The sequence below is a fragment of the Limnobaculum xujianqingii genome (assembly GCF_013394855.1).
In the GTDB taxonomy this organism is placed as follows: domain Bacteria; phylum Pseudomonadota; class Gammaproteobacteria; order Enterobacterales; family Enterobacteriaceae; genus Limnobaculum; species Limnobaculum xujianqingii.
Window position 1 is genome coordinate 359,464 of record NZ_JABMLK010000001.1, and the last position, 12,979, is coordinate 372,442.

The window sequence follows — 12,979 nt, forward strand, 5'->3', positions numbered from 1 at the left end:
GTAATGGCGCACCCACGCGAAACAAGAGACAGGCTCCGCCGTTCCTATGTGTTTGATGGGTTATCAATGGAGATTGCCGCAGCACAACTGAGCGTTTCATTTGCAACGGCTCGCCGCTGGAAAAAAGATGCGCTCGACAAAGGGGACGATTGGGAGAAACAAAAGTCCGCGCACATGATGGCAGGAGGTGGGCTTGAGGATGTTTCGCGTTCACTGCTCTCCAATATGGTTATTCAGTTTAAAAGCACGATGGAAGCTATCAACGGCTTTGATATGTCTGTCATTGAGCCTGAAAAGCAAATGCCTTTGCTGGCAAAGCGCGTCGAAATGCTGGCAAGCCTCGCAGATGCTTATAACAAAAGCATATCAGCCAGTAAACGCCTGTTACCTGAAACCAGCCAGCTAGCCCTATCTCTGGAAGTTTTACAAAAGCTAGGTGTATTTATTTCAGAACACTACCCGCAGCATTTGCAAGCCTTCGCAGAAGTCCTAGAACCGTTCGGCGAGGTGATAGAGAAATCCTATGGATAAATTTAACTATACCCCTGAACGATTAAATGTATTGTCATCTGGAGGCGGTACACAAAGTAATGCGATTATATGCCTAATTCATGCTGGGGTACTGCCTAAGCCTGATATCATCGTAATGTCTGACACCATGCGCGAAGCGTCAAACGTCTTCACTTATCAGCGCGATCACATCGCGCCGTTATGCGATGAAATAGGCTTGGAATATGTAATTATCCCTAAGTCAGATTATGCCACCCATGACTTATCTATATCTCCCGCACATGCGCCTTTACCGGGCTATTTCACCGAAATGAACGGCAGAAAAAAGACAGGTTATTGCTCTGGAAAACAACCGGCGTTTTGTTCGGACAAATGGAAAAAGGAAGTCATTCAACGCTATTTAAATCAACGCTATGGTGAGAAGTATTTAACCCGACGTGGTGTGGATATGTGGATCGGCATATCCGTTGATGAAGCAGCCCGCCGCGCAAAAACGACTAAGGGAAAATGGCGTCGCCGCTATCCACTCATTGAACTGAACATCACTCAACCGCAGTCAGTTAAACTGGTTGAGGATTACGGCTTACCAACGCCCCCACGCTCACTGTGTTGGATGTGTCCAAATCGGTCTGATGATATGTGGTTATGGATGCGAGACAATGTCCCGGAGGATTTCGAACGCGCTTGCCTGCATGAGCGCGAGATTCAGAAAAACTGGCCTCATTTATGGCTCACAAAATATGGCGTTCCGCTTGCTACTGCCCCGATATCGAATGGGGTAACTCATGGCTAAGAAATTCTCTATCCGCGAATTTAAAAAGAATCTGGCGGAGTATGCCGCCAGCGTTCGTCGAACCATTGAGGCTAATTGTGTAGGCTTTGACCCTGACCCGCTCGCAGTACAGGAGCGCCGGAAGTTAGTCAATGAACCGGACAGCGGCTATGAGTATTTCGTTAATAACTACTTTCCACACTATGTCCGCCACACCGACAAAAGCGAACTACACAAGCACCTGTTTAAGCGACTGCCTGAAATTGTATGTCAGTTATTAGGCCAAAATGATGCTATCGCCGCCCCGCGTGGTGAGGCAAAGTCAACGCTCGTCAGTCAATTATTTGTGCTCTGGTGCATCATTCGGGGGATAAAAAAATACCCGGTTATCATAATGGACAGCATCGACCAAGCTTACCCTATGCTAGAAGCCATCAAAGCCGAGATTGAATTTAACCCACGAATAGCAATGGATTTCCCCGAGATTGCCGGAGGGGGGCGCGTATGGCAAGCCGGAACCATTGTGACCCGAAATGATGTTAAGGTCACTGTTGCGGGTAGTGGTAAGGAAATTGCGGGGGCTTCGTCATGGTGCTTATCGTCCAGACTTGGTGGTGCTGGATGATATCGAAAACGACGAACAGGTCAGAAACCCGGAGCAGCGCGAGAAGCTGGAAAACTGGTTGAAAAAAACCGTGATGCCGTTGGGAGCCGCAGGGGGCAAGCTTGATATCGTCTATATCGGAACTATCCTGCATTACGATTCCGTATTAGCCCGGACGCAGAAAAACCCACTTTGGAAAACAGCCAAGTTTCAGGCCGTTATTGACTGGCCCGATAGTATGGATTTGTGGGATAAGTGGGAAGAAATACTCCGCAATGACAGCCCGGAAGCGGCAGAACTGTTTTATAAACAGAACGAAAATGACATGCTCAAAGGTTCCCGCGTTAGTTGGGCGGCTCGTCCGCTGTATGCCCTGATGTTGATCCGCGTTCGGGATGGTCATTCAACCTTTGACAGTGAGTATCAAAACGACCCGGTATCCGGCGAAGATGCCATCTTTAAAGGTTGCATTAACTTTTGGATTAACCGTTTAGCCGAGTGGGTTTTCTATGGTGCCGCAGATCCAAGTTTAGGGTTGAAAGGCGCGGGTCGTGACCCGTCAGCGTTACTTGTTGGGGGAATGAATCGGACAACCGGCATTCTGGACGTTGTTGAAGCCTCAATTAGAAAGCGGCTCCCGGACAGGATTATTGAAGATATCATCACGTTTCAACTTGAATACGGTTGCGTCTTATGGGTTATTGAAACCGTACAGTTTCAGGAATTTTTAAGAACGGAACTGGTTAAACGCTCCGCAGAACGCGGCATCCCCGTACCGGCTCGGGCTGTAATACCGCACACAGACAAAATATTGCGAATTGAATCCCTTCAACCGCATATGGCAAACAGCTTGATCCGTCTCCATCCATCACAAAAGACATTAATTAGCCAGCTTGAGCATTTCCCCAAGGCCGATCACGATGACGGGCCAGACGCCCTGCATATGCTGTGGGCGGCGGCGCAATCAGGCATCGGCGGTCAGTTCAAATACACGCGTGTACCCGGCAAACGCGGCTCGCGATTCGGCTCTAAGGGGGCTGGTAAATCATGGCAGTATCTAAGATAGTGGATGCTAACGGGCGTCCGTTCACCAAAAAGGATTTAAAGAAAACACAGACGGCAGAAATTGCCGGGCTGCGTCATTCGTTCACCGAGCACCCCTCAAAGGGACTGTCGCTGCAAAAGCTGGCCCGCATCATGGAATCCGCAGAGCAAGGCGACCTAGCAGCACAGGCAAGCTTATTTAACGATATGCTGGAGCGTGACGGTCATATCTTTTCAGAAATGCAAAAACGCAAAAATGCATTGTTAAAACTGGATTGGAATATTAATCCCCCCGAAGATGCAACCCCGACGGAGAAGACGTTTGCAGCAAAAGTCGCGAAATGGTTTAAATCAATTCCTGATTTTGAAGACGTTATCTTAAATGCGTTGGATGCTATCGGTCATGGTTTTTCCGCACAAGAAATTGAATGGGAACAGTATCAGGGCGACTGGCTACCAAAGAAACTGCATTACAGAAAACAGACATACTTTAAAACCACCACGGAAGACGGCAACACTTTACTATTAAATGACTCGATTGAAGGTTCCCCGCTATGGCCTTTTAAATGGTTTGTCCATAAGCACAACGCAAAATCGGGCGATATTGCAGAGTCAGGGTTTGTCCGAGCGCTAGTGTGGCCTTACCTGTTTAAGAATTTCGCTATCCGTGATTTAGCCGAGTTTCTCGAAATTTACGGCCTCCCGGCCAGAATCGGAACCTATCTTCAAGGCGCTACCGAAGAAGAGAAAGACGCGCTACTCGAAGCGCTGGTTACATTGGGCCATGATGCCGCCGGGATTATTCCTTCCGGGACGGAAATAGAGTTTCAATCCGCCGCCGAGGGACAAGCGGCAAACTACGAAGTCATGATTAATTGGTGTGAGCGAACACAATCAAAAATCATTCTTGGTGCAACGCTCACCAGTCAGGCCGATTCACGCTCAAACACGAACGCCCTTGGCAATGTGCATAACGAGGTCAGGCATGACCTGACGGTCGCCGATGCCTGCCAGTTGGAAAGCACGTTCCGTGAACTAATCTTGATGTTATGTCAGCTTAATTGTGGTGAGGACTTCGACGAACGTCGGTTGCCCCGGTTTGTTTTCGACACACGAGAGATTGCCGACTTAGTAAAACTCGCGGACAGTGTGTCGAAACTGGTTGACGCCGGGGTCGATACAATCCCGGTATCATGGGTGCATGAAAAAACCGGTATTCCTCTACCTAAAGACGGTGAACCAACATTAAAACGACGGGATACTATCAATCCGGTTGCGTTATCCCAACGATATAAATCGTTTGCAGCACTCAGCCAGAAAGCCGACGACGATATCGATCAGGCACAATCCGTGCTTGATGATGCACCGGCGGCCCCTGATGCTGTTAATCAGGCTATGTTAAAGCTGATTGCACCAATGGTCACAGCATTGCAACAGGGACAAACGCCGGACGAAGCGCTCGACATTATCGCCGCCAGCTACCCGTTATTGGATGACAAAGAGCAACAACAACTACTGATGCAAGCCATCTTTGTTGCTGATGTATGGGGGCGGCTCAATGCCAACAGCTAACGGCGTTGATTTAAGCTACGTAATCGGCGTGCCGCCCGCAAAGGCTATCGAATATTTCGAATCAAAAGGCTATGCGGTTGGTTTCAACTGGCATGATGTCGAAGCCAGCGCCCACGCAAGCGCCTTCACGGTTGCCGGAATCCTCAAGCAAGATATTTTAGAGGATATCCGAAACTCATTAAACGAGCACCTAAAGAACGGCGGCACGTACAGTGATTTTCAAAAACAAATTATCCCCATTCTTGAGAAAAAAGGCTGGTTGGGTTCGGGGCTGGTTGCCGATAGCGACGGCGTGTTGCAAGGTAAGCGCATACAGCCGCGCCGATTAGAAACTATTTATCGAACCAATATGCAGGCGGCCTATAATGCCGGGCGTTATCAGGAACAATTATCCAATAAGGACAGTCGCCCTTATCTGGAACGTGTCGCCATTGCAGAACGCGCCCGGCGCACCTGTCGCTAAATGGTTTTATTGCTCACATTGACGACCCTATATGGGCCATTCTTTATCCCCCCGATGGTTATCGCTGCCGCTGTCGTTGCCGTGCTCGCTCGGGTCGTGACGTCGAGCGCTTGGGGCTAACGGTACAATCCAGTGAGGGACTATTGGTGGAGGTGTCGCAACCGTGGGGAAATGGTGAAACGCGCACCGTTACCGCGTTTAAAAATCCGCATGATGGCAAACTGTACACGCCGGACGCGGGATTTGGTCACAATCCCGGACAAGGCTATCTGTCATCATTGGGACAGCGTCTGCTTGATCGTGCCACCGTCGCAGATGTCCGCCTTGCCTCAACGGCGGTCAATGAAACACTGAAAAACCCGGCGTTATTAAACGCTGTTTCAAAGGATGTTAAAACGTTTATTGATAATACGTTAATCAATAAGCAAGCCAAAGGAATGCAACGCCATGTCGGAGCGCTCCCAGCCTCAACACTCGACCGATTATCCGAAAAAGGATTACATCCTGAATCAGCCGTTATCACCCTGACGGATAATCATTTGTTAGAAGCTCAAGCGGGGTCAGCCAGTTTGCCTGCGACATTCTGGCAACAATTACCCGCACATGTGCATAAGCCGTCAGCAATATTATTTGACACACAACAGGAAACCCCAAAGTTGCTGTATGTTTTTGATATCGATGATGCCCCCGGAAAACATGTATTGTCAGTTGCAACCCGCTTTAAAAAGCGCGACACACCTCAAGTGAAATCAGACAGCCGGGCAAATCCTATCACTCATGCAGAAACCCTACCCGATGCCGGGACGTTACGTGGCTATGAAATTTTATTTGGTGAGGTGAAATAGATGGTCAGGATTGTTATTGATATCACCCGTGCTGAAAGTGCCTTAAACGATGTGCTCGACAGCCTCGAACACAGGGAACCGTTGATGCGGGAAATTAGCGGCATCATGGCGGATGCAGTGGAAGAAAATTTCGCACAGGAAGGCCGTCCCAAATGGCTACCAATAAAGCGGGACGGAAAAATCTTACAGGATAAGGGGCATCTTGCATCCAGCATCACACCGTTTTCTGATAATGATACAGCGGGTGCGGGGTCTAACTTGAAATATGCAGCAATACAGAATAACGGTGGCACTACTCGCCCACACGTTATCCGCCCCCGAAATAAAAAGGCGTTGGCATTTGGTGGGCGCTTTGCTAAAAAAGTTAATCATCCGGGGTCAAAGATTCCGGCCCGAACGTTCTTGAGTTTAATGGATGATGATTACGACGAAATAGAAAACACCGGGATAGATTATTTATCCCGGCCTTTTGATTAAATGAAAAACGCGCTGCAATTATCGTAGCGCGTTTTTTATGACAATTTGGTAGCGTTACATAGTCCACCCCACAATAAATCCTCCTGAGAGTTTTTAAACGACGTTTAAACGCGGTTGCAATGTCTCGTTTGAATGTGCAAGATAGATTTAATCATTTCCCCTCTTATAACACCCCCTGAACCCCATCACGCCGCCGCCGTTTAATCGGGCTGTCATCATGCCCGAATGAAACTAAAAATCGCCGCATTAACATTCGAACTTCAAGACGCCGGTAACACCATTCAATTACTCCCGGCGGGTAAGTTTCGCGCCACTGATGGTCGCCCGTTTGAGTGCGACGATTGGTTTATCGATGCCGATATCGCCGCAAGCTTGATTGCAAAAGCACAGGCAAAAGCGAATCGCCTCCCCATTGATTACGAACACCAGACATTAAAATCCGCGCAGAACGGCAAACCGGCCCCGGCTGCGGGTTGGTTTAAGCAGATGGAATGGCGCGACGTTGTTGGCTTATTTGCTATTGACGTGGACTGGACAGCCGATGCCGCAAAAATGATTGCGGCAAAAGAGTATCGCTATATATCAGCGGTATTTATCTATGACAAAACCACCGGGCGAGTAATTGAGGTGTTACATGCTGCCCTGACCAATACCCCCGCTCTTGATGGCATGGAAGAAGTAACCCTCGCGGCGGCGTCTTATGCTGCGGGCTACCTTGCCGACTTATCCCGAAACCCACAACTTAACATTGAGGATACAACCGCAATGGAAGACTTACTCGAACAGCTCCGCTGGATGCTGAACTTGCCCCTGTCCGCGACACTGGAAGAGGTAAAAGCAGAGCTGCAAAAGCTGATTGATAAACTTACTGACGGCGCAGGCACCACGGCTGCAAGCGTTAATTTAATCACTTTGTTACAAGAGAAAGAGCAAAAAATCACAGCGCTTTCTCAGCAAACAACCGCGTTAGCCTCGCAGGTTGCCACGCTATCAACCAACGTCCCACAAGACGTCGTTATTAAGCTGCAACATGAAGTTGCCGACCTGAAAGCCGATCGCGAAAAGCGCGCAAAGGATGAAATGGAAAGCGCGATTGTAGCGGCATTATCTGACGGACGCTTAACTAAGGCGCTGGAACCGTGGGCGCGTGATACTGCAAAAACCAATCCGGATGCGGTGAAATCCTTCCTCGCCTCTGCCAAGCCGATTGCATCACTTAATCAGATGCAAACTGACGGTAAAGATTTTGCTCAGTCAGATAAAACCTACGGGCTGGACGCTGACGCGCTGGCGATGTGCGCCACCTTAGGCGTTAGCCCTGAAGAGTTCGCCGCAACCATGAAGGGGGATGCGTAATGGATAGAAAAACCAGCTACCGGGATGGAGAAATTATTCCGGTTCAAATTGCCGCGAACACGGTTATTTATGCCGGGAATATGGTTTGCACAAACGCTGCCGGATTTGCTGTTCTGGCAAGTACTACAACGGGCCTGACAACCGTTGGCATGGCAACAGAATTTATTGATAACCGTGGCGGTGCAAACGGTGATGCTTTTGTCCTTGTGCGTCGGGGTAAAGCCTTCAACTTTGCGAATAGTTCATCCGCCCCGGTATCGCAAGCCCTTGTCGGCAAGTCATGTTATGTCGCGGATAGTCAGACTGTCGCGGCAACGGGAGATATTGTCGCCGGGAAAGTGCTTTTTATCGATGCTGACGGCATTTGGGTTGAGATTTAACAACGGAGAAATGAACTGTGACTATTAACGGTGGAGCAATTAAGAATATTTATGTTGGTTTAAAAACGCTTTTCCAAAAAGCATTTAAAGAAACCAACTCCGATTGGGAAAAGTTGGCAATGAAAGTCACGTCAACAACCAGTGAGGAGCATTACTGGTGGTTAGACCGCTTCCCAAAATTGAAAAAATGGATTGGCGAAAAAGTCGTTAAAGCACTGGGCGCGTTTAAATACACGTTGGTGAATGAAGACTATGAAGCCACCGTCGCCATTAAACGCAATCACATTAAAGACAATCAACTTGCCGGATATAACATTCAAGCCAGTGCGGCGGGTAAATCGGCGAAAGAATGGCCCGCTGATTTGGTTTTTGCATTATTGCCCGGTGGTTTCATTAATGAATGCTACGACGGTCAACCGTTCTTTGATACTGACCATCCCGTCGGCAAAAGCTTTGTTTCCAATAAAGGGAAAAAAGCCTTATCCGCTGCTACGGCTGCGGCAGCAAAAGCCAGTTACGGGGCAGCAAGAACGGCAATGCGAAAATTTAAGGATGATGAAGGAGCTGCGTTAAAAATTAAACCCAATTTATTAGTGGTTCCGCCAGCATTAGAAGATGTCGCCCGCACGATTTGTGAGGCTGAAAAGTTCGAGAACGGCGACCGCAACATCTACAAAGGCACCGCAGAAGTATTGGTCGTTGATGACTTGGACGACGACGCACAATGGTTCCTGTTTGATACTAATCAGATTATCAAACCTCTGATTTTCCAAGAGCGCGAAGCGCCAGAGTTTGTTAATCAAACCAACATAGACTCTGACGATGTATTCAATAAAGCAGAATACAAATTCAGTGTTGAGGCTCGCGGCGCGGCTGGGTATGGATTCTGGCAAATGGCTTACGGTTCAACGGGAGAGGAAGCGTAATGAAAGTTCGTATTACTGCAAAACGTGACGGCTTTTGCCGTTGCGGCATGTCGCACTCAAGCGAAGCAACAACCCACCCGGAAGGCACATTCACGAAAGCTCAAATCAAAGAGCTACAGGAAAGCCCACAACTGGTCGTTGAGTTATTGAAGGATGACAAGGAAGCCACACCACCAACGGATATCACTGCGTTGTTAGTTGCCGAGCGTCAGAAAATAGAAGACGAATATAATCGCCTGTTGGTGGAGGAGAGAACCCGACTGGCGGAGGAAAGCGCCGCTGCTCTGGAAACGGAAAAAGCCAAATTAACGGCAAGTCTCGAAGCTGACAAGGACGATAAATCCAAACAGAACGAGGCTGACACTAAAGAAGACAAAGCCGCGAACAAAGGTAAATAGCAATGTACGCACAGCGACAGGACATGGAAGACGTTTTTGGATTGAAAGAAGTTATCACCCTGACTGACAGAAACCGGCTGGGAGAGATTGACGACGTGGTTTTGCGAAAAGCTTTAGCGCGGGCCAGTTCTGAAATTGATAGTTACATCGGTAGCCGTTACACGCTCCCTTTGTCTGCTGACATCATCCCGGAGGCGTTAGTGGATCGTTGCTGTGATATCACTCGTTTCAAGCTCTGCGGAACAAGTGGCGTACAACTGACAGAGGAAATCCGGGCGCGTTATGAAGACGCCGTCCGGTACTTGGAGCAAATCGCGTCAGGCAAAATCAAACTAGGCACAGGCGGGATAGGCACAGCAAAGACCACTAACACAGTGAAATTTGCGTCCGGTGGTCGCCAGTTTGGCAGAGATAAAACCAATGGAGGTGCATTTTGAATCCAAGTGATATCGAGCATGCTATTTGTGAGCGTCTTCGGGCTGGACTCGGCAGGATGGTTGACAGTGTACAAAGCTATGGCGGCGAGCTGGATGGCAATCCGCATGAAATTATCCGGGTATTGCCGGGCGCGTGGGTGACGTTTGGTGGCATTCACAAGACTGAGAAAACCAACACTACCGGACGTAAATTTCGTGACCATGCACGCTTTGCGGTGATAGTTGCTGACCGAAACATCCGCAGCGAAACAGCCTCGCGACAGGGTGGCGTATTGGAAAGCGAAGTCGGAACAAACCTTCTTGTGACTGCCGTTCGTCGTTTACTGACTGGACAGTCATTGGGCTTAAAAATCTCTTGTTTGACTCCGGGTCGTGTTCGCTCGCTGTTTAATACACAGTTAGAACAACAGGCCGTATCAGCGTTCGCTTGCGAATTCGACACCAGTTGGTTCTATTCCTCATTGGACGATAGCCGATTCCCTGAAACCCCATTAAACCCGGCTGGCGAAGTAGACATCACGCATCCGGATTACCCGTTCACCCGTTATCGGGGTGCGATTGATGAGCCGTACCCGGACTTAAAAACCATCAAGCTGAAAATTGATGAAGTCAACACCCCGTTAAACCCTGACTTAGAAGGACAAGTCACCTATGACTAAGACATTAACGGTCATTGCTGCAACGGGCGTTGAAGTCCCGATGTATGCAGACCCTAAACACTATATTACTGATGCAGAAGCGGTCACGGTTGAGGATAACGCCTATTATCGCCGCTGTATTAAAAGCGGTGATTTAGTGTATCCACCTGCGCTGCCGGAACCCGAAGTCCTGACAGTCGCAACCGACAGCAAAGCCAAGAAAAAAGGGGCGACAGATGGCGAGTGATAACATTACGCTTGAACAAATCCCGGCAAGCACCCGTAAACCCAGCAAGCATATTGAATTCAATTTAAAACTAGCAGTAACAACGTTACCCACTAACCGTCAGACAGTATTAATCATTGGTCAGATGTTATCACCGATTGCCGGAACAATGGTGGCACCACTGACAACACAATATGTGTTTTCCGATGATGAAGCAGCAAGCTATTTCGGGCGTGGGTCGTTGGCGCATTTGATGGCAAAAGAAGCCATGACCGCGAATCCGTATATCAATTTAAGCGTTATCGGGGTTGAAGATGCGGAAGGAAGTCAGGTCGCAAAAGGTTCATTAAAACTGACCGGTACGGCAACCAATGCAGGCGTAATCAGCTTGTATATCGCCACCACTCGAATTGATATAACCAGTCGTAACGGTGATGACGCAGCAACGTTGATGGCGTCACTTGTCACCGCTTTAAATAAAAACCCTGACTTACCCGTCACAGCGGCAATCACAGCCGAAACGGTGACAATTACAGCTAAAAACAAAGGCGCATTTGGTAACGATATTATTTTGCGGGCAACCTCTACCGTTGCCGGAATTACCAGTGAATTAACGCCGATGGCAGGTGGACTGCTGGAAGTTGATATCCGCGATGCATTAGCGGCTATCTTCGCCGCACGATTTAACATTCTGGTTTGCCCGTTCTCGTCTGAGGATGCGTTAACCGCATTACGTGACCACTTGGACAAGGTAAGTCATCCGATGGAGCAACGTCCCGCGATTGGCGTTGCAGGTTGGCGTAAATCGTTTGCAACCGGAACCACACTGACCAAGAAAATCAACAGCGGGCGAGTCATGGTCGGTTGGCACAATGATTCAGCTCTGATGCCGTGCATTATTGCAGCAGGATTTGCGGCAGTGACCGCCAGCGAAGAAGATCCCGCCCGCCCGTTAAATGGCCTGCCGATTTTGGGGCTGGACGTGACGTCGCTTGAATCTCAACCGGGACGAACAGAACAAGAAGCCACGCTCTATAACGGCTTGACACCGTTAGAAGTTGGGCCGGGAGACAAAGTTCAAATTGTCCGGGCCATCTCAACATATACCGTTAATGATTCTGGAACGGATGATATCTCACTATTGGATATCACCACGATCAGGACTCTGGACTATACCCGAAAAGCGATTGTTGAGCGCTGGAGCCTACGTTTTCCGCGTGAAAAACTGAGCGAAAGAACCCCACCGAAAGTGCGTTCTGAAACGCTGGACGTTTTATTCCTGCTTGAACGATTAGAGATTCTGGAGAACGTTGAAGCAAACAAAGCTAAGTTGCTTTCAGAGCGCGACTTACAAAATCCGGGAACGCTTAACGTTAAGATTCCTGCGGATGTGGTTAACGGCCTGCATGTTATCGCTGGCGTTATCGACCTGTATTTATAAGGGGGGTTAAATGGCTGATGAATACGTCGGCGCTATCTCGCTGGAACTGGATAGTCGCGAAATCGAAGTCACCGAAGTTTCGGTCAATATACAAACAGGCCGAAAACTGGTTAAAACGATGAATAAATCAGGCCGTGCGAAGGGCTTTGCGCGTGGTGTTGAAGAAATTGAAATCGATGTTACCGCCGTTGTTCCGCTTGATGGTGAAGTCGATTGGAAAGGCATTGAAGGTGCGAAGATTACCACAACGCCAATCAGCGGCAGCGGTGGTAAACGAACGTCTTATCAAGACTGTTTTACAACCAGCGTTGGTCGTCAGTACACCGTTGATAATGAAGCTCGCATCAATTTAAAAATGAATGCACTACGTGAGGTTATCGAGTAATGAACGGTATACGCATAGCGTTAGATTATGGTGTTGAATTCGACGGTGTTATCCACTACGACTGTGAAGTCGGCTTGCCGACGGTGGGAGCTTCCAGTGCGGCGGTGGTTGAAACGGTAAACCGTTTCGGCTCAATGGATACGCAGGAAGCACAGACATTCTATTCTGTTGCACTCAAAGCCTATTCATTAATCAGTTTGGGAGATATCCCGAAAGAGGAAATCACCGGAGCACTGATTGATGCCGCCTTATTGGACGATGATTACGACCTGATTGTCGCTGCGATTAATGACCTGAAAAAAAAGCGCAAGCGCGGGAAGACGCGCTCGCCGGATACCGTCTCGCCGTCCTTGCCCTCGGACGATACGGAATCACCGAAGGCCAAATCGGGCGAATGAGCATGACAGAGCTTGAGGGATATCTTTCCGCGTTCGGCAAGTTAAACGGCAAGAAAACCTCTCGCTTACCTTCTCGGGATAAAGACGGACACACAAAGCGCTTTATA

15 protein-coding genes and 2 pseudogenes are annotated in these 12,979 nt (G+C 48.8%); all 17 read left to right on the forward strand.

Annotated features, from left to right (window positions below; all coding sequences use genetic code 11):
• The first annotated feature begins 3 nt into the window (after positions 1-3).
• Positions 4-531: a DUF1804 family protein gene (locus GOL65_RS01305; RefSeq protein WP_130590466.1), complete on the forward strand. Its 528-nt coding sequence runs from the start codon at positions 4-6 to the stop codon at positions 529-531.
• A complete protein-coding gene (locus GOL65_RS01310; protein ID WP_140918442.1) occupies positions 524-1,303 on the forward strand; it encodes a hypothetical protein in 780 nt (259 codons plus the stop codon). The genes GOL65_RS01305 and GOL65_RS01310 overlap by 8 nt, the downstream gene beginning before the upstream one ends.
• Positions 1,296-2,952 (forward strand): annotated as a pseudogene (gene terL, locus GOL65_RS01315) (phage terminase large subunit). The gene GOL65_RS01310 and the pseudogene terL overlap by 8 nt, the downstream one beginning before the upstream one ends.
• Positions 2,934-4,502 (forward strand): DUF935 domain-containing protein, encoded by a 1,569-nt coding sequence (locus tag GOL65_RS01320; RefSeq protein WP_140918444.1) that lies wholly within the window; start codon positions 2,934-2,936, stop codon positions 4,500-4,502. Before terL ends, GOL65_RS01320 begins: the two are co-directional and overlap by 19 nt.
• Positions 4,489-4,985, forward strand: a pseudogene (locus GOL65_RS01325) (phage head morphogenesis protein); the annotation flags it as partial. The gene GOL65_RS01320 and the pseudogene GOL65_RS01325, both read left to right, overlap by 14 nt.
• A 132-nt stretch (positions 4,986-5,117) precedes the next feature.
• The gene (locus GOL65_RS01330) at positions 5,118-5,810 is read left to right on the forward strand and encodes a hypothetical protein (RefSeq protein WP_228723123.1); all 693 of its coding nucleotides are present in this window, start codon (positions 5,118-5,120) and stop codon (positions 5,808-5,810) included.
• Positions 5,811-6,287 (forward strand): phage virion morphogenesis protein, encoded by a 477-nt coding sequence (locus GOL65_RS01335; protein ID WP_140918446.1) that lies wholly within the window; start codon positions 5,811-5,813, stop codon positions 6,285-6,287.
• 225 nt (positions 6,288-6,512) lie between these two features.
• Positions 6,513-7,643: a phage protease gene (locus tag GOL65_RS01340; protein WP_140918447.1), complete on the forward strand. Its 1,131-nt coding sequence runs from the start codon at positions 6,513-6,515 to the stop codon at positions 7,641-7,643.
• Positions 7,643-8,023 (forward strand): hypothetical protein, encoded by a 381-nt coding sequence (locus GOL65_RS01345; RefSeq protein WP_140918448.1) that lies wholly within the window; start codon positions 7,643-7,645, stop codon positions 8,021-8,023. Before GOL65_RS01340 ends, GOL65_RS01345 begins: the two co-directional genes overlap by 1 nt.
• Positions 8,024-8,040: 17 nt before the next feature.
• Positions 8,041-8,949, forward strand: coding sequence for a Mu-like prophage major head subunit gpT family protein (locus GOL65_RS01350; RefSeq protein ID WP_228723028.1), 909 nt, complete (start codon positions 8,041-8,043; stop codon positions 8,947-8,949).
• A complete protein-coding gene (locus tag GOL65_RS01355; RefSeq protein WP_140918449.1) occupies positions 8,949-9,347 on the forward strand; it encodes an HI1506-related protein in 399 nt (132 codons plus the stop codon). Before GOL65_RS01350 ends, GOL65_RS01355 begins: the two co-directional genes overlap by 1 nt.
• A gap of 2 nt (positions 9,348-9,349) precedes the next feature.
• On the forward strand, positions 9,350-9,784 hold the full coding sequence (locus GOL65_RS01360; protein WP_140918450.1) for a gp436 family protein: 435 nt from the start codon (positions 9,350-9,352) through the stop codon (positions 9,782-9,784).
• Positions 9,781-10,443 (forward strand): DUF1834 family protein, encoded by a 663-nt coding sequence (locus GOL65_RS01365; protein ID WP_140918451.1) that lies wholly within the window; start codon positions 9,781-9,783, stop codon positions 10,441-10,443. The genes GOL65_RS01360 and GOL65_RS01365 overlap by 4 nt, the downstream gene beginning before the upstream one ends.
• Positions 10,436-10,669, forward strand: a complete 234-nt coding sequence (locus tag GOL65_RS01370; protein ID WP_140918452.1) for a DUF2635 domain-containing protein — start codon at positions 10,436-10,438, stop codon at positions 10,667-10,669. The genes GOL65_RS01365 and GOL65_RS01370 overlap by 8 nt, the downstream gene beginning before the upstream one ends.
• A complete protein-coding gene (locus GOL65_RS01375; RefSeq protein ID WP_140918453.1) occupies positions 10,659-12,089 on the forward strand; it encodes a phage tail sheath subtilisin-like domain-containing protein in 1,431 nt (476 codons plus the stop codon). Before GOL65_RS01370 ends, GOL65_RS01375 begins: the two co-directional genes overlap by 11 nt.
• Positions 12,090-12,099: 10 nt before the next feature.
• The gene (locus tag GOL65_RS01380; protein ID WP_130590454.1) at positions 12,100-12,474 is read left to right on the forward strand and encodes a phage tail protein; all 375 of its coding nucleotides are present in this window, start codon (positions 12,100-12,102) and stop codon (positions 12,472-12,474) included.
• Positions 12,474-12,872: a hypothetical protein gene (locus GOL65_RS01385; protein WP_140918454.1), complete on the forward strand. Its 399-nt coding sequence runs from the start codon at positions 12,474-12,476 to the stop codon at positions 12,870-12,872. Before GOL65_RS01380 ends, GOL65_RS01385 begins: the two co-directional genes overlap by 1 nt.
• Positions 12,873-12,979: the final 107 nt, after the last annotated feature.

Coding starts and splice junctions, on each gene's coding strand:
- GOL65_RS01305 (WP_130590466.1), top strand. CDS start 4: ATGGCGCACCCACGCGAAACAAGAGACAGGCTCCGCCGTTCCTATGTG.
- GOL65_RS01310 (WP_140918442.1), top strand. CDS start 524: ATGGATAAATTTAACTATACCCCTGAACGATTAAATGTATTGTCATCT.
- GOL65_RS01355 (WP_140918449.1), top strand. CDS start 8,949: ATGAAAGTTCGTATTACTGCAAAACGTGACGGCTTTTGCCGTTGCGGC.
- GOL65_RS01335 (WP_140918446.1), top strand. CDS start 5,811: ATGGTCAGGATTGTTATTGATATCACCCGTGCTGAAAGTGCCTTAAAC.
- GOL65_RS01345 (WP_140918448.1), top strand. CDS start 7,643: ATGGATAGAAAAACCAGCTACCGGGATGGAGAAATTATTCCGGTTCAA.
- GOL65_RS01375 (WP_140918453.1), top strand. CDS start 10,659: ATGGCGAGTGATAACATTACGCTTGAACAAATCCCGGCAAGCACCCGT.
- GOL65_RS01370 (WP_140918452.1), top strand. CDS start 10,436: ATGACTAAGACATTAACGGTCATTGCTGCAACGGGCGTTGAAGTCCCG.
- GOL65_RS01360 (WP_140918450.1), top strand. CDS start 9,350: ATGTACGCACAGCGACAGGACATGGAAGACGTTTTTGGATTGAAAGAA.
- GOL65_RS01320 (WP_140918444.1), top strand. CDS start 2,934: ATGGCAGTATCTAAGATAGTGGATGCTAACGGGCGTCCGTTCACCAAA.
- GOL65_RS01380 (WP_130590454.1), top strand. CDS start 12,100: ATGGCTGATGAATACGTCGGCGCTATCTCGCTGGAACTGGATAGTCGC.
- GOL65_RS01340 (WP_140918447.1), top strand. CDS start 6,513: ATGAAACTAAAAATCGCCGCATTAACATTCGAACTTCAAGACGCCGGT.
- GOL65_RS01385 (WP_140918454.1), top strand. CDS start 12,474: ATGAACGGTATACGCATAGCGTTAGATTATGGTGTTGAATTCGACGGT.